The organism is Streptomyces sp. AK02-01A (assembly GCF_033795305.1).
In the GTDB taxonomy this organism is placed as follows: domain Bacteria; phylum Actinomycetota; class Actinomycetes; order Streptomycetales; family Streptomycetaceae; genus Streptomyces.
This window is the reverse complement of the sequence record NZ_JARBAE010000018.1, coordinates 60,713-86,139: the sequence shown is the minus strand read 5'-3', so window position 1 is coordinate 86,139 and position 25,427 is coordinate 60,713. Positions and strand designations below refer to the sequence as shown.

Below are 25,427 nucleotides of genomic sequence, written 5' to 3'. Positions count from 1 at the left end.
CGTACGGGGCCCGGGGAGCTGACACCGCGAGCGGCCGTGGCGCCGCCTTCTCAGAGCTGCTGGGCCGCCGCGATTCCCAGCGCGACGATAAGTGTCACGACGACGAAGACGGTCAGTCGTTGCCGCAGCAGCCGTGGATTGGCGGGGCGCAGCCGGGACGAGGTCGTTCGCGGTCCGGACTTCGGACGGCTTCCAGGACGCGACGCGCCTTGCGAGCGCGAGGGCCGCGAGCCACCCGAGCGCGAGGAAGAGCCCGTGCCCCGCGGCGTGCCGGACCGTGACGACGAACCGGATGTGCCGGACCGTGACGACGAACCGGCCGTGCCGGACCGCGATGACGAACCGGATGTGCCCGACCGCGATGACGAACCGGATGTGCCCGACCGCGACGAGGAACCGGATGTGCCGGACCGCGACGACGAACCGCCTGAGCTGCCGGGCCGCGACGAGGAACCGCCGGACATACGGCCCTGAGGACCGCGCTCGGTGTTGCGCTCCGTGTACCGCTCGGTCAGCCGGCCCGTCGGCAGCTCCAGCTCGCGACGCTCCCGCTGGGTCGGCGGCCGGCCCTCCGTGAGCCCCTGGGCCTCCCGGGCCGCGATCTCCTTGAGCCGCATCGACAGTTGCAGCGTGCTGGGCCGCTCGTCCGGATCTTTGGCGAGACAGGCCCGGACAAGTGGCGCGAGGGCGTCGGGCACCCCGTACAGATGCGCCTCCTCATGGACCACGCGGTAGAGCATGACCTCCGAACTGCCGTGCCCGAAGGGAGAATCGGCGGTCGCCGCGTACGCCAGCGTGGCGCCCAGCGAGAACACGTCGGTGGCCGGTGTCACCGCCGCGCCGCGCACCTGCTCGGGCGCGAGGAAACCGGGCGAACCGACCGCCGTACCGACATGCGTCAGCGTGCTCGCCCCGGTCGCCCAGGCGATCCCGAAGTCGATGATGCGCGGGCCCTTGGGCGACAGAAGAATGTTCGAGGGCTTGAGATCGCGATGGACGACCCCGGCCTCGTGCACGGCCACCAGGCCCTCGGACAGCGCCGCACCCACCGAGGCCACCTCGGCCGCGGAGAGCGGGCCCTCCTCGTTGACCTTGTCGTGCAGCGACGGGCCCGGCACATACTGAGTGGCGAACCACGGACGGTCCGCGTCCAGGTCCGCAGCCACCAGCCGCGCCGTACACCCACCCCGGATCCGCCGGGCCGCGGAGACCTCACGGGCGAACCGGGACCGGAACTCCTGATCCTCGGCCAGATCAGGCCGGATCACCTTCAGCGCGACACGCTGACCGCGCCGGTCGGAACCCAGATAGACGACACCCATGCCGCCCGCGCCGAGCCGTCGGTGAAGCCTGAACGAACCGACGACACGCGGGTCCTCGCGCCGGAGCCGCATCATCGCCATGTCCATCCCCGCTGCCCGGTCGTCCGTATGACGTGGCACAGCTTACGTACCCGCGCCCCGGCGTGCTCATAGGCCGCGCCCTCACGGCCCGACCGATTGTCAGTGCCGGGTGGGAAACTCGAAGAGTGGTCAGGAGACGGCGGATCCCAGGTCTCCCGGCCGCGTGCGAGATCTCAATGGTCGGTCGCAGAAGGGGGATTGGATCGTGAAGGGTGACCGTGTGGAGATAGTCGTGGACGCGGGAGACACGACACGGACCTACGAGGTGGTGGCGAGCCGGGCGGGCCGCCGCGTGGAGACGGCGGTGCGCCGGGGCGTGGTGGAAGTGAGCGAAGTCACCCGCAATGGATCGGTGGTCCGGACGGCCAGATTCATGGCCACCCGGGTGCTCGCGCTGGTCGAGCAGCCGGTGCCCAGAGAGGACTCCTCGGAGCGCCCGCGCCGGGAAGATCTCCGGGAAGACCCCAACTCCTAGGAGCGGCTCTCCACCCAGGGGAGTAGGCGAGTGGTGCGCGGCTCATCCTCCGGGAGGCCCGGCAATCGGTACGCGGGCATGACGCCCGGGTCTGGCCGCGTCCCTAATCTTGAAGTCAAGCGGCGGGTGCGACTCTCGTCCCCCGAGGTACGACACTCGCCGCTGTCGGACATGACAGGAGAGGGACCATGGCGGACACGGCATCGCGGGCAATGATCCGCACGCAGGGACGCAAGGCGTTCGCCGCGTTCGGTGGACGCCGGTCCGGGACACGTCACCCGCTGGTGGCGACGGCCATGGTCCTTCCTCTGGCGACTCTGCTCGTGGTCGTCTTCGGCGGCTGGGACGCGGTGGTCACACAGGCGTCGTCCGTGGGCGTGATGCTGGGGCGCTGAGCGGCGCTCCAGACCCGGGTGAGCGGCCCGGGTCGGGCATCCGGCCAACAACCCCGTGGGGACGGGGGTGCGGCGGACGGCAGCGTTTGGCCGGTTAGCTGGGGAGCTGACCGGCCATCGCGCTGTCCGCGCCCTGTCCGCGGGCATGGTGCCCGGCCACCGGCGTACGGTCGGCGGCGCTCGCCGGGGCCGCCTACCGGGCCGGCGGCGTCGCGCCGTAGCCTCACCGCACAGTCCGCAGGCCGCGGCCGTACGGACTCCGCACGGAACACATCGCACCGGGGGCCATCGTGACCACATCCGTCGTCAGCGCGCTCCGGCGCGTCGCTCGCGACGCCGCTCACTCCGCCGTGGGCCCGGGCCGCTGCCGGGCCTGTGAGCGGGACGAGGCCGTGCTGGCGGACCGGACCGACGGCGTCGTCGTACGCCACGGCGACGCCGTCGCCAAGGCCCACGCCGACGGTACGGACCCGGCCGGCCACCGCGCCCGGCTGACCGTCGCCGCGCATCCGCGGCTCGCCGGGATTCTGCTGCCGCCGCTCCCGGCGGCCATAGACGGTGTACACGGGCGGCCCGTCACCGCCTGGCCCTACGGCACACCGGTCGACCCCGCCGACCCCGACGCCGCTCCCTGGGCGGAGGCGGGGACGCTACTGGCCCGGCTGCACACGGTGCCGCTCGCGGCCCTTCCCGGCGCTCTGCCGCCGATGCGCGGGCCCGCCAAAGCCGCTCTCGCGCTCAGGCGGATGCGTGCGGCCGGGCACCATCCCGCCGCCCTTCCCGTACAGCGCGCCTGGGAGCGGCTGCCGGCCTGGGCCCGCGGCGAGGCCCGTCCGCCGGGACCGGAGGTCCTCTGCCACGGCGATCTCCACCTCGGCCAGCTCGTACGCCATCCGTCGCCCGACGGTCCCTGGCTGCTCATCGACGTGGACGACCTCGGGACGGGCGACCCGGCCTGGGACCTGGCCCGTCCCGCCGCCTGGTACGCCGCCGGGCTCCTGGATCCCGAGCTCTGGCAGCGCTTTCTCGGCGCGTACCGCTCCGCACACGGTCCGGCCGTGCCCGCCGACGGCGATCCCTGGCCCCGGCTGGACGTGGCCGCCCGCGCTCTCACCGTCCAGACCGCCGCGCTGGCCGTCGCCAAGTCCGCCGGTGCGGAACGGGAACTCGACGAGGTCGAAAAGCTCATGGTCGACGCCTGCGCGCGGATCGGAGCGCTGGCAACCGAGTTGGAGCCCGGGGCGTCGTCGTAGGGTGAACAGACTGTCGCCGGATGCCCGTTCCGGCGACGCCGGCCCAACGGCGAGGAGCTGAGCCGAACATGCAGTGTCCCAAGTGTCATGCAGCGATGCATACGTACAACCGCAATGGCGTCCAGATCGAACAGTGCAGCGGCTGCCGGGGGATCTTCCTCGACTACGGCGAGCTGGAGTCCCTGACCCGTCTGGAGTCGCAGTGGGGGCAGCAGGCTCCGCCCGTGCCGCCCGCCCCGGGCGGCTATCCGCCCGCGCCCGCCTGGGGCGCTCCGCAGCACCACGGCGGACACCACGGCGGCCACGGCAACCGCCGCCAGAGCTTCGGACGGATGCTCTTCTCTTCCTGAGGTCCCGGGAGCCGCAACGGCGAAGCCCCCGGTCGGTGAGACGACCGGGGGCTTCGGACGGTGCGCGATACTGGGATTGAACCAGTGACCTCTTCCGTGTCAGGGAAGCGCTCTCCCGCTGAGCTAATCGCGCAGGTGACCCTGCGTGTACTGCTGATACCACGAGTGCCGCAACCGCGTGCGCGATACTGGGATTGAACCAGTGACCTCTTCCGTGTCAGGGAAGCGCTCTCCCGCTGAGCTAATCGCGCGGGAATCCTTATGGATCCAGTGGACGATACTGGGATTGAACCAGTGACCTCTTCCGTGTCAGGGAAGCGCTCTCCCGCTGAGCTAATCGTCCTTGGAGGTGGAGACGGGATTTGAACCCGTGTAGACGGCTTTGCAGGCCGTTGCCTCGCCTCTCGGCCACTCCACCAGGAGCACGGGGGCCGGGAAAGATCCCCCACTTTCGAGCGGACGACGAGATTCGAACTCGCGACCCTCACCTTGGCAAGGTGATGCTCTACCAACTGAGCCACGTCCGCCTGTCGTTTCCCGGGCCCGTGTGCACGGCCCGGCGACGTGTTGAACTCTAGCGGATTCCAGAGCCAGTACAAAAACGCGTTTCCGCAGCGTGCTGCGGTGCGTTTGCCGTGCGTTCAGGCCGCGGCGACCCAACAGGCCCTGCTCCGGTGCCTCTCCGGGCCGGCTCCGCCCCGCCGCGACCACCGGCCGGTGCGCTCGGCTCACCGGCCAAAAGCCCTGGTGGCCCGTCGCGATGTCGCACGGCCACGGCCCGGCGAGCCGCACCGTCCGCCGCGGGCCCGGCCTCCGGGCGGACGGCGCTGTGTGTCAGCCGGGGATGGTGTCAGCCAGGGATCACGGGACAGCCCGTAGACTCGCAACCGTGCACGACCTCGCTCCTCTGGCCCGCTTCGGCGGCCTCGTCGCCTCCGATCTGCGGGACGTCACCCATGATCCCGAGGCTCTCGACTCCACCGGCTTCTGGGTCGTCGCCGCGGATTTCGAAGGCGGGCTCACCTGCGCGCGTTTCGGTGACATACGGACCGAACCGGTACCAGTGCCGGCGGCCGGACGGTGGCATGGCCCCGGGCCCGATGACTGGACGTCCTCGCTCGGCCGTGCCGCGTACACCGCGGGCGTACGCCGCATCCGCGAGCACATCGCGGCGGGCGACGTCTACCAGGTCAACCTCTGCCGTGTGCTCTCGGCGCCGCTGCCCGACCCCGCGGCGGCCGATGTCGACGCGCTGACGGCCCTGCTCGCGCGTGACAATCCGGCGCCGTACGCCGGGACGATCCGGCTGCCCGCGCACGGCGTGGAGATAGCCACCGCCTCGCCCGAGCTGTATCTGCGGCGCACCGGCCGCACCGTCGAGTCCGGCCCCATCAAGGGCACCGGCCGCACCGCCGGTGACCTGCTGGAGAAGGACCACGCCGAGAACGTGATGATCGTGGACCTCGTACGCAACGATCTGGGCCGGGTCTGCGCCACCGGATCCGTGACGGTCCCGGCGCTCTGCGCGGTGGAGCCACATCCCGGACTGGTCCATCTCGTGTCGACCGTACGCGGCGAGCTCGCCGATCACACGGGCTGGCCCGAGCTGCTGTCCGCCACGTTTCCGCCCGGCTCGGTCAGCGGCGCTCCCAAGTCCAGCGCTCTCACGATCATCGAGGAGCTGGAGACGGCCCCGCGCGGCCCCTACTGTGGCGGTATCGGCTGGGTCGACGCCGACCGGGGCACGGCAGCGCTGGCCGTCGGGATAAGGACCTTCTGGATCGACCGGGCGGCGGCTCCGGGCCCGGTGCTCCGCTTCGGCGCGGGCGCCGGCATCACCTGGGGCTCCGATCCCGACCGCGAGTGGGAGGAGACCGAGCTGAAGGCGTCCCGGCTGCTCGCGATAGCGTCGGGCGCGTACGAGGCGAGCGAAAGGAGCGCGTAGATGCGGATCTGGGTCAACGGCGGGCTGGAGACAGCCGAATCCGCCCGGGTGTCCGTGCTCGACCACGGAATGACCGTCGGCGACGGAATCTTCGAGACGGTCAAGACCGTCCAGGGACGGCCCTTCGCCCTCACCCGCCATCTCGACCGGCTGGCCCGCTCGGCCCGCGGCCTCGGGCTGCCCGAGCCCGATCTGGACGAGGTGCGCCGCGCCTGTACGGCGGTCCTCGACGCCAATCCGATGGAACTGGGCCGGCTGCGCGTCACCTACACCGGAGGGCTCTCTCCGCTCAGCTCCGACCGGGGTGACCAGGGCCCGACCCTTGTCGTGGCGGTCGGTGAGAGGAACCGCCGTCCCGACACCACCGCCGTCATCACCGTCCCCTGGACCCGGAACGAACGCGGCGCGCTGGCCGGGCTCAAGACCACGTCGTACGCGGAGAATGTCGTCGCGCTCGCCCGCGCGCACGAGCGAGGCGCCTCCGAGGCGCTCTTCGCCAATACCGTCGGACAGCTCTGCGAGGGCACGGGCTCCAATGTCTTCGTCGTCCTCGACGGCGAGCTGCACACTCCGCCTCTCGCCTCCGGCTGCCTGGCGGGAATCACCCGGGCCCTGGCCGTCGAATGGACCGGCGCCCGCGAGACCGAGCTGCCGCTGGACGTGCTGGAGCGCGCGGACGAGATCTTCCTGACCTCGTCGCTGCGCGACGTGCAGGCGGTCCACCGCGTGGACGGCCGTGAGCTGCCCGGCGCTCCGGGCCCGCTGACCGGCAAGGCGATGCGCGTCTTCGAGGAGCGGTCGGGCGCCGACCTCGATCCGTAAACCGGATGACGAGGCGTCCCGCGCCGGGTAGAACTCCCCTGATGACCACCACCCTGCGGCCGACCGGGCCGCTTCAGCACACCGACGACGGCGGCAGGTCCCGCGCCTACGAGGTCTGTGTGAACAGCCGTCCCGTCGGGACGATCGAGATCCGTACGGACCCGGGCTTCGGCCACCGGGCCGGAGTCGTGGGCTCGCTGCGGATCGACGGACCGGACCGGCGGCGCGGCCGCGGCACGGTCGCCGCGCTCGCCGCCGAAGAGGTCCTGCGCGGCTGGGGATGCGACCAGGTGCTGGCCTCCGTGCCGGCCGATGCCGCTCCGGCGCTGGGTCTGCTGGAATCCCTCGGCTACACCGAGCGCAGCCGCAACATGCTCAAGGACCTGCCGAGAGAGCCGCCGGCGCTCCCGGCGGGCCTGGTGGGCCGTCCGATGAACGACGCCGAATACCAGAGCTGGCTCGCTCAGGCCGTCGACGGCTATGCCCAGAACTGGATCGACCGGGGCGTACCTCCGGAGCAGGCCCGCGCGAAGTCCGAGGCGAGCCACCGCGAATTCCTGCGGGAGGGACTCAGCACATCAGGCGTCTCGATGAGCGTGCTCCTCCACGAGGGAAGCGTCGTCGGTCATGTCTGGGTCGCGCGCCGCGAGGTCCGCCCGGGCGAGTGGGGATCGTATGTGTTCGACGTGGCCGTGACCGAGGGCCTGCGCGGCAAGGGCTTCGGCCGTGCGCTGATGCAGCTCGCCGAGGGCGTGGCCCTGGGATCCGGGTCGACGCTGCTGGGGCTCCATGTCTTCGCGAGCAACACACCGGCGGTCCGGCTGTACGAGTCCCTGGGATATGTGACCACCAACCGCAACTTCTACAAGCAGCTCGTCTGAGCGGCGGCCCGTGGGGCGGCGGCCGCGGCCCGCCCCGGGGCGCCGTGCTCAGCCCCGCTCCCGGGCGCTTTCCTCCGCGAGCAGCCGGTCGGCGATCGCCTCGACGCGCTCGCGCAGACCGTCCTGGCTCGTGCCGCCGTCGAGACGCTCACCGCCGATGACATAGGTGGGCGTACCGGTCACTCCGATCGCCTTTCCCTCAGCCTGGTCGGCGTCGACGATCAGCAGATGCCGGCCGTCGATCAGGGCCGTGTCGAACTCCTCGGCGTCCAGACCCAGCTCCCGCGCGATCTCCAGCAGGACGGGCTCGCCCGAGGCCGCCAGCTCGTCGGTGCGGGCCAGCACCGCTTCCACATAGGACCAGTCCTGTCCCTGTCCGGCGGCCTCCTCGGCGGCCTGGGCTGCGGCGTACGCGTGCTTGTGCTTCTCCAGAGGGAAATGCCGCAGCCGTAGTTCCAGCCTGCTCCCGTAGTGGGCGCGCAGCGCGCGCAGATCCTCCAGTGCGCTGTGGCAGTCGGGGCACTGGAGGTCGCACCAGACGTCGAGGACGGCCGGGCGGGCGGTGGTGGAGTCGCTCATGGAGGCCAGTCTCCCAGCACGGCGCACGCCGTCCCAACCGGGACCTCGGGAGGACGGCATCCCCGAGATCTCCCTGAGGGCCGCCCAGGACCGTGGCCTCGGGCGGCCGCCAGGTGCAGGATGGAAGCAGGACGACACCCGAACGATGACGTGCTCTGCCTGGAGGACCGGATGATTGCCGAGACCATTTGTTCCGCTGTGTCAGCGGCGGGCCTGGGCATCGCCGCGATCACGGCGTACCGCAGGCGTTTCCTCGCGGCGGCCCGGATCGCGGCCTACGCGCTGGTCCCGGTGGCGCTGGTGATGACCGGCCTCGTCCAGTGGGCCGCCGACACGGCCTTCAGCCCGGTCGCCTGGGCCGGCTTCGGGGTGCTCGCGGTCTCCTGGCTGCTCTTCATGACGACTCGCGCGGTGGAGCGCCGCGGCGGCGGGACCCGCAAGGAACGCCGGGCGGCCGCCAAGGCGGCGAAGCGCGACGCGGTCGAACCCGCGGCGTCCGCGCCTTCACTCGGCCCGGGCGGCGGACAGGTCGCGCAGCCCGGCGCGAAGCCGCGCGCGGCGGGATCCGGTGACGACTTCAGCGATATCGAGGCCATCCTCAAGAAGCACGGGATCTGAGCAGTCCCCGTCCCGGGCGTTCGACGCCCTATCGCAGGTGAGGCGGGTGCTGGAGGGAATTCCGGGACTTCTTCCACGGGATATGATGAACTCCCGCTCGGTCGACGCGTGTTGGTCATCGGCGGGCTTCCGGGTACGTCATGATCGCCCCGAGATGCTCGATACCTCCCAGGGTGAACCCTCCGCCCCCACCGATGAGCAGCGCGGTTGTCTTTTCGCGCTCTCCCAGCCGCCGTTGATGATCTTCCTGACGGTGATCGGTGCGCTCCTGCTGATGGCAGCGGTGCACGATCTGTTTCTGCTGTGACGGTCAGCCGGCCGCTTCCCTGCGGCGTGCCCGGTACGCGGCCACATGCAGTCGGTTGCCGCACGTGCGGCTGTCGCAGTAACGCCGCGAGCGATTGCGCGACAGGTCGACGAACGCGCGCCCGCAGTCCGGGGCCTCGCAGCGCCGCAGCCGCTCCTGCTCGCCCGCCACGACCATGAAAGCCAGTGCCATGCCGCAGTCGGCGGCGAGATGATCGGCGATCGAGGCGCCCGGTGCGAAGTAGTGGACATGCCAGTCGTAGCCGTCATGATCGGTGAGCTGCGGCGTCGTCCCCGCGGCGGCCACGAGCCGGTTGATCAGATCGGCGGCGGCGCGGGCGTCCGTCGCCGCGAACACCTCCGCGAAGCGCGTCCGTACGTCATGTACCGCCCGGAGATCCCGGGCGCCGAGGTCACCCACCCCGCTGATGCTGTGGCTCCGTACGAAGTCGTACAGCGCTCCGACATCCGCGAGCCCGTCGGCCGTGCCGTTTCCCGGATCGTCCTCCGGCGTGGTGTTCAGCAGATCGACGACTGTGTCGAGGGCGATCCGGGTGTCGTGGGGAATCAGCACGATCCGCTCCCTGGCCTGCTGCGGGCCGGTGCCCGCCGAATCCCGCAGACTCTAGCGGCTGTGTCCGGCGGCCGAGGCGCGGAACGCATCGGCGCCGTCGCCGCGGTGGATCCGCGGCGGCGGCGTCGGTGTCCTCCGTATGCGGTTGTGGTTGTCCGCGCGGCGCCGTCTCCCCGAGTCGGACGGCGCCGAGCAGCTCTCGGCCTGGCTCAGCTCTCGGCCAGGATGTGAGAGAGCTCCGTATCGAGATCGAAGTGACGATGCTCGGTGCCGGGTGGCACCGCGGCGTCGGTCCGCTTGAGGAACGACTCCAGGGCCCGCGCCGGGGCCTCTAGCAGGGCTTCGCCCTCCGGGGAGCTCAAAGCAATGCAGACGACGCCCTGACCGTGACTGCGGGACGGCCAGACTCTGACGTCGCCGGTGCCGGTGGGCCGATGCAGCCCCTCGGCGAGAAGATCGCGGGCGAAAACCCACTCGACCGTCTCTTCGGCTCCGGTGTGGAAGGTGGCGTGCACGGCATAAGGATCGGCCGTGTCATACCGCAGGCCCGCGGGTACAGGCAGTGAGGACTCGCTCGATACAACGAGGCGCAGGTGCAGCTCGCAGCTGACCGTGGTGTTCATAAGCGCCAGGGCCTTTCGCTCAGTGTGCGCTCGGGGATTCGCACGTCGGCGAAATCGACATGCCACCTACGGTGCCGTTGTAAACCCCTCTGTCTGTTTTGTGCTCCTTCAGGTACCTCGTACGGCGGTGTGTGACTTCGGGTCATACGGCCATTCCGGTGATGTGGCCCATTCCGGTAGGTTGGGCCTTATGCATGCGGAGAGTGACGACCGCGGCCGCACCGTGGTGCCGACGGTCGTGGAGCCTGTGCCGGAGCGCGGGACGGCGGAGCGGGAGCTGGGCTCGCGCGCGCCGAATTTCATCAAGGCGTCGAGAATGCTCCATCTGAGTTGGCAGGTCGGCGTCTTTGTCGTCGGTCTCGCGGTGGTCGGAGCGGGCATTGTCATGCTCCCGCTGCCGGGTCCGGGCTGGCTGGTGATCTTCGGCGGGATGGCGATCTGGGCGACCGAGTTCGTCTGGGCCCAGCTCGTGCTCCGCTGGACCAGGCACAAGGTCACACAAGCGGCCCACAAGGCCCTCGATCCCAGGGTGCGGCGGCGGAACATCATCCTCACCACCGTCGGCCTCGTGATGATCGCCGTGCTGGTCTGGATCTACCTCTGGAAGTTCGGGCTCGTCGTGCCCTGGAAGATCGACCAGTGACCCGGCACTCGACAGGAAGCGCCGGTGACATGGGGTAATGTATGCGGTGCGTCCGGGCGATTAGCTCAGTGGGAGAGCGCTTCGTTCACACCGAAGAGGTCACTGGTTCGAACCCAGTATCGCCCACCATCCTGGTACGCACTACCGGCCTCCGGGTCCCACGTAGCGCCCTTCCTCTCTGAGGGAGGGCGCTGTTTTTCGAGCGGGCGGAGGTTTCGGGCTCCGCCAGCCGGACGCGACCTCGCTCATGAGCTGCTCCGATGCCGGCTCGTCGGCCGCACGCGCCAGGGCCTGGCCGGAGGCGGGCCCTTGAGGGGGCGGGCCCTTGGCGGCGGCGAAAGACCCTGCTTCTACGATGGGCCGATGGCATCGATCAAGCAGTTCCAAGTCACCTTCGACTGTGTGGAACCTGAGCGTGTCGCTCGTTTCTGGGCCGAGGTGCTGGGATACGACATACCGCCGCCACCGGAGGGTTTTGCCACGTGGGACGATTTCGATCGCGCACGGCCTCCTGAGTATCAGGGTCCAGCGTTCGCATCATGCGCTGATCCCTCAGGCGTGGGTCCGCGACTGTTCTTCCAGCGCGTTCCCGAAGGCAAGGTCGTCAAGAATCGAGTGCATCTTGACGTACGGGTCGGCACCGGACTCGTGGGTGAAGAGCGCCTGGCCGCACTTGAGGCCGAATGCGCACGACTCCTCCCGCTCGGCGCGGTACGCGGGCGACTGCTGACCGCCGACGGAGTCAACGAGTCATGCCTCGGGATGCAGGACATCGAGGGCAACGAGTTCTGTCTCGACTGAGTGGCCGCGAACGCGGCCTTCGCGAGCCGACAGGTGCGGTTCGCCATCACGAGGGTCGCCGTCCCGTGGCGCGCCAACGGTCCTGATCCAGAACCACCCTTCGGAAGAGACTCCGGGGCGGCAAGCCGGACCGCGCTGTTCCAGGTGGGCCGGATCCGGTTTGAAGGAAACCTGCCGGGGCCTGTATGGTTCAGTCCGTTCCCGGGCGATTAGCTCAGTGGGAGAGCGCTTCGTTCACACCGAAGAGGTCACTGGTTCGAACCCAGTATCGCCCACCGGGAGAGGCCGGTCCGTCGTCGACGGACCGGCCTTCGCGCGTTCCGGCCGATGTCGCGCGCGACGGGCGTCAGGCGGCGGCCGGCAGCTCGGGCCGCAGTGGCCAGGCCGTGTCCACCGACTCCTCCGCACCGTTGCGCGCGAACCACGCCTGCAGGCCCCGTGCCTGCGCCGCGTGCCAGACGGCCTGGAGCGTGTGCAGCTCCGCGGCGGTGAGCCGTTCCATCCGGGCCGAGAAACGCCGCCCGACCGCGCGGACCACCTCCAGCGCCGCCACCGCGTCGACGGCCGCGTCATGCGCCCCGTCCAGCTCGATCCCGTAGTGGGCACAGAGATCGGTGAGCGTCCGGCGGCCCTTGCGGTAGCGGTCGAGATGCTTGTCGAGGACCCGGGGATCCAGCACGCACAGCGGGACGCTCTCCAGCGAGAGAGCGAGTGACGAGGCCCGGTGGCGGCGCAGTTCACGGTCGAGGATCGTCAGATCGAACGGCGCGTTCATCACGACGAGCGGCCGGCCCGCCGCGCACTGATCGGCAAGCGCTCTGGCCATCTCCTCCACCGCCGGTGCCGGCCAGCGGCCGTTGCGGTGCAGAAAGTCATCGGTGAGACCGTGTATCCCGGTGGCCGCGGCCGGCACGGGCACGCCGGGATCTATCAACCAGCGCGTCACTCGCGGCCGTACACCCGCCATGTCCTGGACGACCAGAGCGGCCGACACGATCCGGTCCTCCTCGACGTCCACCCCCGTCGTCTCGGTGTCGAATGCGGCCAACGGCCCCTCGTACCAACACGTCATTGCCGAACTCCTCGCGCATACCCGGCAGATGGCGTTCATCCACTGCCCGAATCGGTGATACCCGGACAGGTCATGTGGTACGCGTCGTTTAGGGCGAGTGCGGCGGGGCGACAACACAGATGACGGGCAGGGAACTTGACGGCCCGTCGCCGTAACTGATCGGTACGGCCCGGAAGGCCCTGAGCCATGGCGCTCGCTCAGCCCGAACCGGGCGGGCTGTTGCCGGAGCGGACAGCACCGCTGCGCGGAGCACTCGCCACCACCGCCTGCATGGAGACACTCCAGGTGGGCTATCTGCACGCAGTCGCGGCCGCCGCCGGCTGCTCCCTCAGCCAGCCGTTCCCGGACAACGGCATCGACTGGCACGTCAGTCACAGCGCACCCGGACACACCGTCGACGACGAAGTCACCATCAAGGTGCAGCTCAAGTGCACCTACCAGATCCCACCGCGGCCGCCGGGACCGGCCTTCTCCTTCACTCTCGACAACGCGCACCTGGTGAAGCTCGCCCGTACTCCGGTCTCGGTGCACAAGATCCTGGTGGTGATGCTGGTGCCGAGAAGCCAGGACGACTGGCTGCGGGCCGGCCACGACCGGCTCGATCTCAGACACTGCTGCTACTGGATCAATCTGGCCGGCCATCCGGTCACCGGCCGGTACCGGACGACCGTGCGCGTGCCCACCGCGCGGATCTTCGACGACCGGGCGCTCTGCGAAATCATGACCCGCGTCGGGTCGGGAGGGAGACCGTGATGCACCGGCCGTCCGACGAGCCCGTCAATGAAGTGACGCCCTCCGACACCCGCCCCCGGCCGGCCCACCCGGCGACGGACCCGGCCGGCCCCTGGGCCGGAGGAGCGGCGCCCGGCCCGGATCCCGCCAGGACCGATCCCGCCGTCCTCGGCGCGCTGCTCGCCCGGCACGGCTGGCGGCGGCGCGGCGGAGCCCCGGGCCGCTACGCCCGCTGGACACCACCGGGACCGGGCGGCGGCGGGACCAGCCTGATAGTCCCGGAGAACCGCGCCTTCCCCGACTGCGAGGACCTGCTCGCCGAGGCCCTGACCGCGCTCGCGCGCAGCGCCGCCCCGTCCGCGCGTGAGGTGCTGGTCGGGCTCGCCGTGCCCAGTGACGAGATCCGCTGGTGGCGCGACATACCGCCGGGGCCCTCGGGCGCGGCGGCCTGGACCGTCGAGGAACAGCTCAGGTCGGCCGCCCGGCAGCTCCTGCTGGCCGGTGCGCTGGCGGTGCGCGGCCGGGCCGGATATTACGGCGCGCGCCACCGCAGGCAGGCCCAGGCGTCCCTCGAAGGAGTGCTGACCGGCCCCGGCGCCGGTGGACGCGAGCTGACGGCCTTCCTGCCGGTGACGACCGGGCGGGCCGTCGCCGTACAGCTTCATCACGCGCTGTCCGCCGCCCGCGAGGCGACCGACTACCAGCGGGCCACCGGCGGTATGGAGGCATTCGACGCGGCGGTGACGGCGGGCGTGAGCCGGGAGCTCACGGACGCCGTCGTGGCGCTCGTACGCGGCGCGGAGGGCGCCCGGATCGCTCTGGCGTGGGCGCCGGGCGCGGGCGTGCCCGAGGGGTGCGCGGCCCGGCCGGAACCGGTGGAGTTCTCGCCCGGCGACCTGCCCGCCCTGCGCGAGGCGGGCCGACGCTATCTGCGGGACGAACCGTCCATGCCGGTGCGCATCACCGGCGCGGTGATACGGATGCGGCGGGCGGGGCCGCGCGGCGAGGGGACCGTACGGCTGCGCGTCCTCGCCGGGGCGGAGATCCCGCATGTACGGGTCGCGCTCGACGAGGAGGCGTACCGCATCGCCGGACACGCGCATCTCGTCGGTCTGCCGATCCGGGTGGCGGGCCGGCTGGAGAGCCGCGGCGGATTCCGCAGGCTCACCGACGCGAGCGGTGTCGTGCCCGTCCAGGTCGACGAGGCGGAGCGGGACCGGCTGATGAAGTCGCTCCAGGAGAATCTGGACTTCTTCGAGGAGGCGTGCGGCGGAGGCGACTGACGGCGAGCACCCGCCAAACCGGTAAACCGTTTCGCGAGCGGTCCTCCCGGCTCGGTACGATTCATACTGCGCACGCGCTACGAATCGTGCGCACCCCTTCAGTCAGGAGAGACCGGTGTCAGACGTCCGTGTGGTCATCCAACGCGATTCCGAGCGGGAAGAGCGCGTGGTGACGACGGGCACTACGGCAGCCGAGCTCTTCACCGGCGAGCGCGCCGTGATCGCCGCGCGCGTGGGCGGCGAGCTGAAGGATCTCGCGTACGAGATCGGTGACGGCGAGGTCGTCGAGCCCGTGGAGATCTCCTCCGAGGACGGTCTCAACATCCTGCGCCACTCCACCGCGCATGTCATGGCGCAGGCCGTGCAGGAGCTGTTCCCGGAGGCCAAGCTGGGCATCGGCCCGCCGGTCAAGGACGGCTTCTACTACGACTTCGATGTGGCGACCCCCTTCCACCCCGATGACCTCAAGGCCATCGAGAAGAAGATGCAGGAGATCCAGAAGCGGGGCCAGCGGTTCTCCAGGCGCGTCGTCACCGACGAGGCGGCCCGCGAGGAGCTGGCCGACGAGCCCTACAAGCTGGAGCTCATCGGTATCAAGGGAGCCGCCTCGGCGGACGACGGTGCCGATGTCGAGGTGGGCGGCGGCGAGCTGACCATCTACGACAACCTGGACGCCAAGACCGGCGAGCTGTGCTGGAAGGACCTCTGCCGTGGTCCCCACCTGCCCAGCACCCGTAACATCCCGGCGTTCAAGCTGATGCGCAACGCCGCCGCGTACTGGCGGGGCAGCGAGAAGAACCCCATGCTCCAGCGCATCTACGGCACCGCTTGGCCGACGAAGGAAGAGCTCAAGGCGCATCTGGACTTCCTCGCCGAGGCCGAGAAGCGCGACCACCGCAAGCTCGGCAGCGAGCTGGACCTCTTCTCCTTCCCGGAGGAGGTCGGCTCCGGTCTCGCGGTCTTCCACCCCAAGGGCGGCGTCATCCGCCGGGCCATGGAGGACTACTCGCGCCGGCGGCACGAGGAGGAAGGGTACGAGTTCGTCTACACACCGCATGCCACCAAGGGCGCCCTCTTCGAGAAGAGCGGGCACCTGGACTGGTACGCCGACGGTATGTACCCGCCCATGCAGCTCGACGAGGGCGTGGACTACTACCTCAAGCCCATGAACTGCCCGATGCACAACCTGGTCTTCGACGCGCGAGGCCGGTCCTACCGCGAACTGCCGCTGCGGCTCTTCGAGTTCGGGACCGTCTACCGGTACGAGAAGTCCGGCGTCGTGCACGGTCTGACCAGGGCCCGTGGCTTCACGCAGGACGACGCGCACATCTACTGCAGCCGCGAACAGATGGCGGACGAGCTGGACTCGACGCTGACCTTCGTGCTGAACCTGCTGCGCGACTACGGCCTGACCGACTTCTATCTGGAGCTGTCCACCAAGGACCCGGAGAAGTTCGTCGGATCGGACGAGGCGTGGGAGGAGGCCACCGAGACGCTGCGCAAGGTGGCCGAGAAGCAGGGGCTGCCGCTGACCCCGGACCCGGGCGGCGCCGCGTTCTACGGTCCGAAGATCTCGGTGCAGGCGCGGGACGCCATTGGCCGTACCTGGCAGATGTCGACCGTGCAGCTCGACTTCAACCTGCCGGAGCGCTTCAACCTGGAGTACACCGCCCCCGACGGCTCGAAGCAGCGGCCGGTGATGATCCACCGCGCGCTGTTCGGTTCGATCGAGCGGTTCTTCGCGGTGCTGCTGGAGCACTACGCGGGCGCGTTCCCGGCGTGGCTGGCCCCGGTGCAGGCGGTGGGCATCCCGATTGGGGACGCGCACATCCCGTACCTCCAGGAGTTCGCGGCGGAGGCGAGGAAGCGGGGCCTGCGGGTCGATGTGGACGCCTCCTCGGACCGGATGCAGAAGAAGATCCGCAACCAGCAGCGGCAGAAGGTGCCGTTCATGGTCATCGTCGGTGACGAGGACATGAACGCGGGCACGGTGTCCTTCCGCTACCGCGACGGTTCACAGAAGAACGGGATTCCCCGCGACGAGGCGATCGCCGAGATCGCCGATGTGGTGGAGCGCCGGATCCAGAACTGATCCGGCCGGCGCGGGCACGGACCGGACGGTCCCGGGCCGGTATGAGCGTGTTGTGGCCCCCGGCGAGTGTTCAGCTCACCGGGGGCTTCGCCCTGTCTCTCCGCCGGGAACAGCCGGGTCAGGCCCGGCGGCATCCTTCCCCGGGACGAAGTCATATGCTGCACAACATGACGAGTGAGCCGGAGCAGCAGATCGGAGTGGGGACCAAGGACGCTTTCCAGCGCCTGTGGACGCCCCATCGGATGGCCTACATCCAGGGCGAGAACAAGCCCACCGGGCCGGGCGCCGACGACGGCTGCCCCTTCTGCTCCATTCCGTCGAAGTCGGACGAGGACGGGCTTGTCATCGCCCGCGGTGAGCGGGTGTACGCGGTGCTGAACCTGTATCCGTACAACGGCGGGCATCTCATGGTGGTGCCCTTCCGGCATGTCGCCGACTACACCGAGCTGGACGACGCCGAGACCGCCGAGCTGGGCCTGTTCACCAAGCGGGCGATGACCGCGCTCCGGACGGCGTCCGGAGCGCATGGCTTCAATATCGGGATGAACCAGGGCGTGGCCGCCGGGGCCGGTATCGCCGCGCATCTGCACCAGCATGTGGTGCCGCGCTGGGGTGGCGACACCAACTTCATGCCGGTCGTCGGCCATACGAAGGTGCTTCCGCAGCTTCTCGCCGACACCCGCGTGATGCTCGCGGACGCCTGGCCCGAGGCCCCGTCCGACAAATGACGCCGGCCGGACGGCGGGCCTACGCGTCGTAAGCCCGCCGGGACTGCGGACCTACGCGTCGTACGCGTCGACCTTCTTCGGCGACGGGTCCTGCACCGCGCCGATGAGAGAGGACGAGCGGCTGCCGAAGCCCCCGGTGTCCACGCCGTGTTCGTCCAGCACCCGCATCGCGGCGGTATGGGCCACGCGCAGGACGGGAGTGGCGGCACGCATCGCGTCATCGGCCATGAAGCGGTGGTGCCAGGGCTGATCGGACCAGGCGTGCCGCAGGCCGAACGGCTCGGGAAGGGACAGCTTGCCGCCGAGGTAGTCGAGGATCGGCGGATACCAGGTGAACGGCGCGCGCACCGCGAGGCGCACCGCCTCGCGCGGCTCGACCAGCGGGAGTTGCCGCGAGGTGGTCTCCCAGAACCGGACGGTCTTGGCGACCGTGACGGTCTTGGGCGAGGGCTTGGAGCCGAACAGGGAGTGCACCGGGCCCAGGGCGTAACCGGAGACCTCGATGCGCAGCGTCTCGTGCAGGACGGTGACCGTGATCATCATGGTGATCACCAACTGGCCGTCCCAGAGAGTGAACTGGACCCCGAGATAGTGGCGGTTGCCGCTGCCGAACTGCTGGTGATTGCAGATCCGCTGTATCTCGTGGCTCTTGACCTGGTAGGCGTCCACCTCCTGGCCCTCGGGCCTGGACACCGATCCGGCTCCCTCGCCGACCGGGGACACGATCCAGTGCTTGACCGAAGGAGTCGGGAAACCGCCGGAGTTGAGCGGGCCGCGCTCCAGCAGCTTCATCTGGTCGTGAATCGCGCGTATCACGTCATAACTGCGGAACTGGTGGATCTCCTTGCCCGGGTCCTTCGGAATCAACTGCTCGGCGAGCTGCCAACTGCCCCAGCGGGTGCCCATGCCCAGGATTCCCTTGGGACCGGCGTAGAAGACCACATTGGACCGCTGCTCGGCGCTGAGCTTTTCCAGGTTCTGGCGGAGCGCCTCCCGGGAGGCGTCGCCCGGGTTCCCGGGCACGGCCTCCGGGATCTTGGCGGCGGCATTGCCGCCCGACAGCAGCGCGTCCCAGCGGGCGCGCAGATCCTTCGCCGTCGCCTCGCAGATCCGCTTGGCCAGCCACCAGCCGATGACCGGAGCGACGATCATGCCGCGCAGATACCAGCCCAGAACACCGCTGAACGGCAGCCGGATCAGGAAGATCACGGCCAGCACGGCCACGGCCAGCAGAAGCCCGGTGCCCAGCGCGCCGGAACGCCGGTCCTTCGCACCGGCCAGCGTGCGGCGGAGCTGGAACACTCCCAGCCAGATCAGCAGGCCGGGCAGGAAGACCACTCCGGCCACGGCGGTCACCGCCGTCAGCTTCTTGTCCCGCTCCTTGCGGATACGTGTCGCGGCCAGGCAGTGCTCGACCACGGAGCGCGGCTCCATGCCGAAGGACTGGATGAGCGCGCCACGGCCGCCTCCCAGCGTCCGGAGCTGTACGGCCCGGGAGAACGCCTCGCCGAGATTCGGTTCGAAGAGCGAGAATCTGCCCTTCGACACCTTGGACTTGTGCCAGTCGTTGTCGGCCTTGAGGATCTCCTCGACCGGACTGTCCCGGTACGCCGCCGAGGCAAGGGCCTGTGTGGCCGCGGTCTGCCCGTCCGAACCCTGGAGCGGGATCTGCGCTCCCAGGCTGAAGTCGAATCCGTCGTCCGCCACTGCCGTCCCCTCGCCGCAAGGACCCGCCGCCGCGATCCATTCCCGGTCCGCGGGCCCCGCACACTCGCTGGGCTGGGCACCACAGCGTAACCGGGGTGCGCCGTCCGCGTCAGGGGAGATGGCGCTCTTTCGCCACCCATGAGCGACGGAACCTCAAGAACCGCGCACGCCACGGCGGCCGGGCCAACGGCGCCGTCAACTACGCCAGCACCTCGTCCTGTTCGCGGATCCGCTCCGCCAGCGCCGCTGGCATGGGCTCGTGGCGGGCGTAGGAGCGGCTGAAACGGCCGGTGCCGTGCGAGACGGACCGCAGATCCACGGCGTACCGTCCGATCTCCAGCTCCGGCGCCTCGGCCCGGACCAAGGTCCGTCCCGGGCCCGCCTGTTCGGTGCCGACGACCCGGCCGCGCCGTCCCGACAGATCGCTCATCACCGGCCCCACGTACTCGTCCGGGACCAGCACCAGCACCTCGGCGACCGGCTCCAGCAGATGGATGGGCGCCTCGCCGGCCGCTTCGCGCAGCGCCAGCGCGCCCGCCGTCTGGAACGCGGCGTCGGAGGAGTCCACCGAGTGGGCCTTCCCGTCGAGCAGGGTGACCCGGATGTCCACGAGCGGATGACCCGCCGCGACACCGCGCGCCGCCTGGGCCCGGACGCCCTTCTCTACGGAGGCGATGAACTGCCTCGGCACCGCGCCGCCCACCACCTTGTCGACGAACTCGACACCGGAGCCGGGCGGCAGCGGATCCACCTCGATCTCGCAGATCGCGAACTGGCCGTGGCCGCCGGACTGTTTCACGTGCCGGCCGCGCCCCGCGCGGCTCCCGCCGAAGGTCTCCCGCAGCGCCACCCGGTACGGTACGGCGTCGAGCTGGACGCCGTACCGGCTGCGCAGCCGGTCCAGCGCCACATCGACATGGGCCTCGCCCAGACACCAGAGCACGATCTGACGAGTGTCCGGATTCTGCTCCAGACGCATGGTCGGATCCTCGGCCACCAGCCGCGCCAGCCCCTGGGACAGTCTGTCCTCGTCGGCCTTGCTGTGGGCCTCGACCGCGAGCGGCAGCAGCGGATCGGGCATGGGCCAGGCTTCCATCAGCAGCGGATCGTCCCTGGCGGACAGGGTGTCACCGGTCTCGGCGCGGGACAGCTTCCCGACGCAGGCGAGATCCCCGGCGACGCAGTGCGGAAGGACCCGCTGCTGTTTGCCGAACGGCGAGGAGAGAGTGCCGATCCGTTCGTCGACGTCATGGTCCTCGTGGCCCCGGTCGGTGAGGCCGTGGCCGGACACATGGACCGTGTCGTCCGGTCGCAGGGTGCCCGAGAAGACCCGTACGAGGGACATCCTTCCGACGTAGGGATCGGAAGCGGTCTTGACGACCTCGGCCACCAGCGGGCCGGCCGGATCGCAGTGGATTCCCGGGCGCGGGACGCCCTCCGGAGTGGTGACCACGGGAGCCGGCCGCTCCAGCGGGGTCGGGAAGCCGCTGGTGATCAGGTCCAGCAGCTCGACGGTGCCCAGGCCGTGCCGGGCGCCGGGCGGCGCGGGCGCCGCCGCGAGCACCGGATGGAAGATCCCGCGCGCCACCGCCTTCTCCAGGTCCTCGATCAGCGCCTTGGGCTCGATCTCGCCGCCACCGAGGTAGTGGTCCATGAGGGTCTCGTCCTCGCTCTCCGAGATGATCCCCTCGATCAGCCGGTCGCGGGCCTCCTCCAGCAGCGGCGTCTGGCGCTGGTCCGGAGCGTTCTCCCGGCGCTCTCCGGTGGAGTAGTCGGAGATCTTCCGGGACAGCAGACCGACCAGCCCGGTGGCCGGAGCGTGCCCGTCCGGGCCCTCCGCGCCGCGCACCGGGAGATAGAGCGGCAGTACGGCGTCGGGATCCTCGCCGCCGAAGATCCGCGCGCAGATCCGCGTCATCTCGTCGAAGCCGGTCCGCGCCGTGTCGAGGTGCGTGACGACGATCGCGCGCGGCAGGCCGGCCGCCGCGCACTCCTCCCACACCGTGCGGGTCGCGCCCGCCACCGCCTCCGCCTCCTGGGCGGCCGACACAACGAAAAGAGCCGCGTCCGCCGCTCGCAGACCGGCTCTCAGCTCTCCGACGAAATCGGCGTAGCCGGGGGTGTCCAGCAGATTGATCTTGCATCCGGCCCATTCCACCGGGACGAGGGAGAGCTGTACGGAACGCTGCCGCCGGTGCTCGATCTCGTCGTAGTCGGAGACCGTCGCGCCGTCCTCGACCCGGCCCGCCCGGTTGACCGCTCCGGCGGTGAGCGCGAGGGCCTCGACGAGAGTGGTCTTTCCCGAGCCGCTGTGGCCGACCAGCACCACGTTCCGCAGGGACGCGGGCCGGTCGGCCGTCGGAGCCCTGCCGGCGGCCCCGGGATGGGTGTGTGCCTTGTCGCTCATGATTCTTGCCTCCCGATCGATCACACGGTGAGGAGATGAGCCAGGCGCGGGCCGCGAGAGCCACGGGGCAGCTTCGGCGATGCCCGCGGTGGTCCTTCGAGCTTCGCACTCCCGTCACGGTGCGTCCATCCGTCGTACCCGGGTGCCTGCCCAGGGTGCGCGGCGGTGCGCCGTGGCCGGCCTGGCTACGATGGGCCCGCCGGCGGCCGCAGGGGCCACTCGGCCCACCGAACCTCGGGAAGGCCATGCTGAACAAGTACGCGCGTGCATTCTTCACGCGTGTCCTCACGCCGTTCGCCGCATTTCTGCTCCGTCGCGGAGTCAGCCCTGATGCGGTCACGCTCATCGGTACGGCCGGAGTGATGGCGGGGGCGCTGGTCTTCTTCCCTCGCGGGGAGTTTTTCTGGGGCACCATCGTGATCACCGTCTTCGTCTTCTCCGATCTCGTCGACGGCAATATGGCGCGCCAGGCGGGTATCTCCAGCCGCTGGGGCGCGTTCCTGGACTCGACGCTGGACCGGGTCGCGGACGGCGCGATCTTCGCCGGCTTCGCGCTCTGGTACGCGGGCAGCGGCGACAACAACGTGCTGTGCGCCGTCGCGATCTTCTGTCTGGCCAGCGGCCAGGTCGTCTCGTACACGAAGGCGCGAGGCGAGTCCATCGGACTGCCGGTGGCCGTCAACGGACTGGTCGAGCGCGCCGAGCGGCTGGTTATCTCGCTCGTCGCGGCCGGTCTCGCCGGACTGGGTGCCTTCGGTGTCCCCGGGATCGGGATCCTGCTGCCGATCGCGCTGTGGATCGTGGCCGTCGGCAGTGCGGTGACGCTCGGCCAGCGGGTCGTCACGGTGCGGCGGGAATCGGCCGAGGCCGATGCGGCGGCCGGCCGCGCGCCGACGCCGGGCGGCCCGACACGGGGGAGCGGGACCACGTCATGAGCGGGGCGAAGGACCGGATGACGGACGCTCTGTACGGGCTCGGCTGGAGCACGGTCAAGACGCTTCCCGAGCCCGTGGCGGCAGCCCTCGGCCGTACCGTCGCGGACACCGCGTGGCGACGGCGCGGCAAGAGCGTGCTGCGCCTGGAGGCCAATCTGGCACGGGTCGTGCCCGGTGCCGGGCCCGAGCGGCTGGCCGCCCTGTCCAGGGCGGGGATGCGCTCGTACATGCGCTACTGGATGGAGTCGTTCCGGCTGCCCACCTGGAGCGCGGAGCGTGTGAGCGACGGCGTCGAGGTCAAGGCCGTCCACCATCTGACGGACGGCCTCGCGTCCGGGCGGGGCGTCGTGCTGGCGCTGCCGCACCTGGCCAACTGGGATCTGGCCGGTGTCTGGGTCACCCGGGCGCTGGGAGTGCCGTTCACGACGGTCGCCGAGCGGCTGAAACCCGAGACGCTGTACGACCGTTTCGTCGCGTACCGCGAGAGCCTGGGTATGGAGGTGCTGCCGCACACCGGCGGCTCCGCCTTCGGCACACTCGCGCGACGGCTGCGGGAGGGCGGCCTGGTCTGTCTGGTCGCCGACCGCGATCTCTCGTCCTCCGGTGTCGAGGTCGGCTTCTTCGGGGAGACGGCCCGGATGCCGGCCGGGCCCGCGCTGCTGGCCCAGCAGACCGGGGCGCTGCTGCTGCCGGTGACGCTGTGGTACGACGATTCGCCGGTGATGCGCGGCAGAGTGCATCCGCCGGTCGATGTCCCCGGGACAGGCAGCCGCGCCGAAAAGACGTCTGTCATGGCACAGGCGGTGGCCGACGTCTTCGCCACCGGAATCGCCGAACATCCGGAGGACTGGCACATGCTGCAGCGGTTGTGGCTCGCGGATCTCGAACCCGGGCGGACGCGCCCCGGCGGGAGTCCGCGGTGAAGATCGGCATCGTCTGCCCCTACTCGTGGGATGTGCCGGGCGGCGTCCAGTTCCACATCAGGGATCTGGCGGAGCATCTGATCCGGCAGGGGCACTCGGTGTCCGTACTGGCGCCGGCGGACGACGAGACGCCGCTGCCGCCCTATGTCGTGTCGGCCGGCCGCGCCGTGCCCGTCCCGTACAACGGCTCCGTCGCGAGGCTGAACTTCGGCTTTCTGTCGGCGGCGCGAGTGCGGCGGTGGCTGCACGACGGCACGTTCGATGTGATCCACATCCATGAGCCGACCTCGCCGTCGCTGGGACTGCTCGCCTGCTGGGCCGCGCAGGGGCCGATCGTCGCGACGTTCCACACCTCCAATCCCCGGTCGCGGGCGATGATCGCGGCGTATCCGATCCTGCAGCCCGCGCTGGAGAAGATCAGCGCGCGGATCGCCGTGAGCGAGTACGCGCGGCGGACGCTGGTCGAGCATCTCGGTGGCGACGCGGTCGTGATTCCCAACGGTGTCGATGTCGAGTTCTTCGCCAAGGCCGAGATCAATCCGGCCTGGCAGGGCGGCACGATCGGTTTCATAGGACGGATCGACGAGCCTCGCAAGGGGCTGCCGGTGCTGATGAAGGCCCTGCCGAAGATCCTCGCCGCGCGGCCGGAGACCCGGCTGCTGGTGGCGGGCCGGGGAGACGAGGTGGAAGCGGTCGAGTCGCTGCCCAGGCAGATGCGGTCGCGGGTCGAATTCCTCGGGATGGTGAGCGACGAGGAGAAGGCGCGGCTGCTGCGCAGCGTGGATCTGTATGTCGCGCCGAACACCGGCGGCGAGAGCTTCGGCATCATCCTCGTCGAGGCGATGTCGGCGGGCGCGGCCGTACTGGCCAGTGATCTGGACGCGTTCGCGCAGGTCCTGGACCGGGGAGCGGCGGGCGAACTGTTCACGAACGAGGACGCGGACGCGCTGGCGGGCGCGGCGGTACGGCTGCTGGGCGACTCCGCGCGGCGGGCCGAACTGCGCGAGCGGGGGAGCGCGCATGTGCGGCGCTTCGACTGGTCGACGGTGGGCGCGGACATCCTGGCGGTGTACGAGACGGTGACGGACGGAGCGGCGTCGGTGGCCACGGACGAACGGTCCGGGCTGCGGGCGAGGTTCGGGCTGGCGCGGGACTGAGCTCCGTCGCCGCGCCGCTCGGACACGGGACACGCGGCGGCGGGCCCGGTGCGGTGATTCTCCGGTGCGGCGAACCGGTGGGAGACATTCACCCGGTGCGTCCGCGTCACCCCGGTAGCCTTGCCGTCCGTGATCGAAACCATCATCTGGATCGTCCTCGGCGTCATCGCGATCGGGCTCTATCTGAGCTGGACCGCGGGCCGTCTCGACCGGCTGCACGCGCGCATCGACGCCGCTCGGGCCGCTCTTGACGCGCAGTTGCTGCGACGCGCGTCGGTCACCCAGGAGCTGGCCACGTCCGGTGTGCTCGACCCGGCCGCGTCCATCGTGCTGTATCAGGCCGCGCACGCGGCCCGGCAGGCGGAGGAGGAGCAGCGGGAGGTCGCGGAGAGCGAGCTGAGCCAGGCGCTGCGGGCCGTGTTCGGTGAGACCGCCCAGGTCGAAGCCGTACAGGCCGCTCCGGGAGGCGAGGACGCGGCGGGTGAACTCGCCGCCGCGGTACGGCGCGTACCGATGGCCCGGCGCTTCCACAACGACGCCGTACGCGCGGCACGCGCCCTGCGGCGGCACCGCAAGGTGCGCTGGTTCCGGCTCGCCGGGCACGCGCCGTTCCCGCTCGCCTTCGAGATGGACGACGGGCCTCCGGTCGCGCTGGCCGACCGGCCCGGCACCTGACCGGCTGAGCGCGGAGAACGATCCACCGGCTGGTCATTGGCCCTTGCT

The 25,427-nt window shown here is 70.5% G+C and carries 26 protein-coding genes and 7 tRNA genes; 21 read left to right on the top strand and 12 right to left on the bottom strand.

From position 1 onward, the window contains the following. Nucleotides 1–50: 50 nt before the first annotated feature. Nucleotides 51–1,403 carry a serine/threonine-protein kinase gene (locus PV679_RS18755; RefSeq protein WP_319681487.1) on the bottom strand — a complete coding sequence of 451 codons (1,353 nt, stop codon included), beginning with the start codon at nt 1,401–1,403 and terminating at the stop codon, nt 51–53. 205 nt (nt 1,404–1,608) lie between these two features. Here PV679_RS18755 and PV679_RS18750 point away from each other — a divergent pair, with 205 nt between their 5' ends. The 4 genes from PV679_RS18750 to PV679_RS18735 all read left to right on the top strand — a co-directional run bounded on the left by PV679_RS18750 (nt 1,609) and on the right by PV679_RS18735 (nt 3,876). Next, nucleotides 1,609–1,878 carry a hypothetical protein gene (locus PV679_RS18750; RefSeq protein WP_319681447.1) on the top strand — a complete coding sequence of 90 codons (270 nt, stop codon included), beginning with the start codon at nt 1,609–1,611 and terminating at the stop codon, nt 1,876–1,878. A 188-nt stretch (nt 1,879–2,066) separates the two neighbouring features. Beyond that, complete coding sequence (locus tag PV679_RS18745) at nt 2,067–2,273, top strand: hypothetical protein (RefSeq protein WP_319681446.1); 207 nt, start codon at nt 2,067–2,069, stop codon at nt 2,271–2,273. Between the two features lie 290 nt (nt 2,274–2,563). Then, nucleotides 2,564–3,526, top strand: coding sequence for an aminoglycoside phosphotransferase family protein (locus PV679_RS18740; protein WP_319681445.1), 963 nt, complete (start codon nt 2,564–2,566; stop codon nt 3,524–3,526). Nucleotides 3,527–3,594: 68 nt separating this feature from the next. Beyond that, nucleotides 3,595–3,876 carry a zf-TFIIB domain-containing protein gene (locus PV679_RS18735; protein WP_319681444.1) on the top strand — a complete coding sequence of 94 codons (282 nt, stop codon included), beginning with the start codon at nt 3,595–3,597 and terminating at the stop codon, nt 3,874–3,876. A gap of 61 nt (nt 3,877–3,937) precedes the next feature. Here PV679_RS18735 and PV679_RS18730 read toward each other — a convergent pair. From PV679_RS18730 to PV679_RS18710, 5 genes are all read right to left on the bottom strand, one after another. Continuing rightward, a tRNA-Val gene (locus tag PV679_RS18730) sits at nt 3,938–4,009 on the bottom strand. A 46-nt stretch (nt 4,010–4,055) separates the two neighbouring features. Beyond that, nucleotides 4,056–4,127: transfer RNA gene (locus PV679_RS18725), tRNA-Val, on the bottom strand. Between the two features lie 20 nt (nt 4,128–4,147). Then, nucleotides 4,148–4,219 (bottom strand) — tRNA-Val (locus tag PV679_RS18720). 1 nt (nt 4,220) lies between these two features. Next, a tRNA-Cys gene (locus PV679_RS18715) sits at nt 4,221–4,294 on the bottom strand. 36 nt (nt 4,295–4,330) lie between these two features. Continuing rightward, nucleotides 4,331–4,403, bottom strand: a tRNA-Gly gene (locus PV679_RS18710). 362 nt (nt 4,404–4,765) lie between these two features. Here PV679_RS18710 and PV679_RS18705 point away from each other — a divergent pair. Genes PV679_RS18705 through PV679_RS18695 form a run of 3 tightly spaced genes read left to right on the top strand, consistent with a single transcriptional unit; the run spans nt 4,766 to nt 7,524 of the window. Then, nucleotides 4,766–5,821, top strand: coding sequence for a chorismate-binding protein (locus tag PV679_RS18705; protein WP_319681443.1), 1,056 nt, complete (start codon nt 4,766–4,768; stop codon nt 5,819–5,821). Next, a complete protein-coding gene (locus PV679_RS18700) occupies nt 5,822–6,643 on the top strand; it encodes an aminodeoxychorismate lyase (protein WP_319681442.1) in 822 nt (273 codons plus the stop codon). A gap of 41 nt (nt 6,644–6,684) precedes the next feature. Continuing rightward, on the top strand, nt 6,685–7,524 hold the full coding sequence (locus PV679_RS18695) for a GNAT family N-acetyltransferase (protein WP_319681441.1): 840 nt from the start codon (nt 6,685–6,687) through the stop codon (nt 7,522–7,524). Nucleotides 7,525–7,572: 48 nt separating this feature from the next. Here the strand turns inward: PV679_RS18695 and PV679_RS18690 are convergent, their stop codons facing one another. Further along, complete coding sequence (locus PV679_RS18690; protein ID WP_319681440.1) at nt 7,573–8,103, bottom strand: DsbA family protein; 531 nt, start codon at nt 8,101–8,103, stop codon at nt 7,573–7,575. 171 nt (nt 8,104–8,274) lie between these two features. Between PV679_RS18690 and PV679_RS18685 the strand changes: the two genes are divergently transcribed. Both PV679_RS18685 and PV679_RS18680 read left to right on the top strand, forming a co-directional pair. Next, on the top strand, nt 8,275–8,721 hold the full coding sequence (locus tag PV679_RS18685) for a hypothetical protein (protein ID WP_319681439.1): 447 nt from the start codon (nt 8,275–8,277) through the stop codon (nt 8,719–8,721). A gap of 46 nt (nt 8,722–8,767) precedes the next feature. After that, complete coding sequence (locus PV679_RS18680) at nt 8,768–9,028, top strand: hypothetical protein (protein ID WP_319681490.1); 261 nt, start codon at nt 8,768–8,770, stop codon at nt 9,026–9,028. 3 nt (nt 9,029–9,031) lie between these two features. Here the strand turns inward: PV679_RS18680 and PV679_RS18675 are convergent, their stop codons facing one another. After that, nucleotides 9,032–9,601, bottom strand: coding sequence for a CGNR zinc finger domain-containing protein (locus PV679_RS18675; RefSeq protein WP_319681438.1), 570 nt, complete (start codon nt 9,599–9,601; stop codon nt 9,032–9,034). A 209-nt stretch (nt 9,602–9,810) separates the two neighbouring features. Continuing rightward, on the bottom strand, nt 9,811–10,224 hold the full coding sequence (locus tag PV679_RS18670) for an SsgA family sporulation/cell division regulator (RefSeq protein WP_003959770.1): 414 nt from the start codon (nt 10,222–10,224) through the stop codon (nt 9,811–9,813). A gap of 190 nt (nt 10,225–10,414) precedes the next feature. Here PV679_RS18670 and PV679_RS18665 point away from each other — a divergent pair, with 190 nt between their 5' ends. The 4 genes from PV679_RS18665 to PV679_RS18650 all read left to right on the top strand — a co-directional run bounded on the left by PV679_RS18665 (nt 10,415) and on the right by PV679_RS18650 (nt 11,943). Then, nucleotides 10,415–10,867: a TIGR02611 family protein gene (locus PV679_RS18665; protein ID WP_319681437.1), complete on the top strand. Its 453-nt coding sequence runs from the start codon at nt 10,415–10,417 to the stop codon at nt 10,865–10,867. A 54-nt stretch (nt 10,868–10,921) separates the two neighbouring features. Then, nucleotides 10,922–10,996 (top strand) — tRNA-Val (locus PV679_RS18660). Between the two features lie 234 nt (nt 10,997–11,230). Next, on the top strand, nt 11,231–11,668 hold the full coding sequence (locus PV679_RS18655; RefSeq protein WP_319681436.1) for a VOC family protein: 438 nt from the start codon (nt 11,231–11,233) through the stop codon (nt 11,666–11,668). 203 nt (nt 11,669–11,871) lie between these two features. Continuing rightward, nucleotides 11,872–11,943 (top strand) — tRNA-Val (locus PV679_RS18650). Nucleotides 11,944–12,014: 71 nt separating this feature from the next. On the opposite strand, the gene PV679_RS18645 is transcribed toward PV679_RS18650, so the two are convergent. Beyond that, entirely contained in the window at nt 12,015–12,740 is a 726-nt protein-coding gene (locus PV679_RS18645) for a 3'-5' exonuclease (protein ID WP_319681435.1), read from the bottom strand. Nucleotides 12,741–12,926: 186 nt separating this feature from the next. On the opposite strand from PV679_RS18645, the gene PV679_RS18640 reads away from it, so the two are divergent. From PV679_RS18640 to PV679_RS18625, 4 genes are all read left to right on the top strand, one after another. Then, entirely contained in the window at nt 12,927–13,493 is a 567-nt protein-coding gene (locus PV679_RS18640) for a DUF4365 domain-containing protein (RefSeq protein ID WP_319681434.1), read from the top strand. Then, on the top strand, nt 13,493–14,755 hold the full coding sequence (locus PV679_RS18635) for a hypothetical protein (RefSeq protein WP_319681433.1): 1,263 nt from the start codon (nt 13,493–13,495) through the stop codon (nt 14,753–14,755). The genes PV679_RS18640 and PV679_RS18635 overlap by 1 nt, the downstream gene beginning before the upstream one ends. A gap of 115 nt (nt 14,756–14,870) precedes the next feature. Continuing rightward, nucleotides 14,871–16,847, top strand: coding sequence for a threonine--tRNA ligase (gene thrS, locus PV679_RS18630; protein WP_319681432.1), 1,977 nt, complete (start codon nt 14,871–14,873; stop codon nt 16,845–16,847). 155 nt (nt 16,848–17,002) lie between these two features. Then, nucleotides 17,003–17,575 (top strand): HIT domain-containing protein, encoded by a 573-nt coding sequence (locus PV679_RS18625; RefSeq protein ID WP_319681431.1) that lies wholly within the window; start codon nt 17,003–17,005, stop codon nt 17,573–17,575. Between the two features lie 51 nt (nt 17,576–17,626). Here PV679_RS18625 and PV679_RS18620 read toward each other — a convergent pair whose 3' ends face one another. Both PV679_RS18620 and PV679_RS18615 read right to left on the bottom strand, forming a co-directional pair. Then, a complete protein-coding gene (locus tag PV679_RS18620) occupies nt 17,627–19,282 on the bottom strand; it encodes a hypothetical protein (RefSeq protein WP_319681430.1) in 1,656 nt (551 codons plus the stop codon). 199 nt (nt 19,283–19,481) lie between these two features. Further along, nucleotides 19,482–21,689 carry an elongation factor G-like protein EF-G2 gene (locus tag PV679_RS18615; protein ID WP_319681429.1) on the bottom strand — a complete coding sequence of 736 codons (2,208 nt, stop codon included), beginning with the start codon at nt 21,687–21,689 and terminating at the stop codon, nt 19,482–19,484. A gap of 245 nt (nt 21,690–21,934) precedes the next feature. Between PV679_RS18615 and pgsA the strand changes: the two genes are divergently transcribed. From pgsA to PV679_RS18595, 4 genes are all read left to right on the top strand, one after another. Continuing rightward, nucleotides 21,935–22,624: a phosphatidylinositol phosphate synthase gene (gene pgsA / locus PV679_RS18610; RefSeq protein ID WP_319681428.1), complete on the top strand. Its 690-nt coding sequence runs from the start codon at nt 21,935–21,937 to the stop codon at nt 22,622–22,624. After that, on the top strand, nt 22,621–23,547 hold the full coding sequence (locus PV679_RS18605) for a phosphatidylinositol mannoside acyltransferase (protein ID WP_319681427.1): 927 nt from the start codon (nt 22,621–22,623) through the stop codon (nt 23,545–23,547). The genes pgsA and PV679_RS18605 overlap by 4 nt, the downstream gene beginning before the upstream one ends. Next, nucleotides 23,544–24,704, top strand: a complete 1,161-nt coding sequence (locus tag PV679_RS18600; RefSeq protein ID WP_319681426.1) for a glycosyltransferase family 4 protein — start codon at nt 23,544–23,546, stop codon at nt 24,702–24,704. The genes PV679_RS18605 and PV679_RS18600 overlap by 4 nt, the downstream gene beginning before the upstream one ends. 129 nt (nt 24,705–24,833) lie before the next feature. Then, the gene (locus PV679_RS18595; protein ID WP_319681425.1) at nt 24,834–25,379 is read left to right on the top strand and encodes a hypothetical protein; all 546 of its coding nucleotides are present in this window, start codon (nt 24,834–24,836) and stop codon (nt 25,377–25,379) included. Nucleotides 25,380–25,427 lie beyond the last annotated feature (48 nt).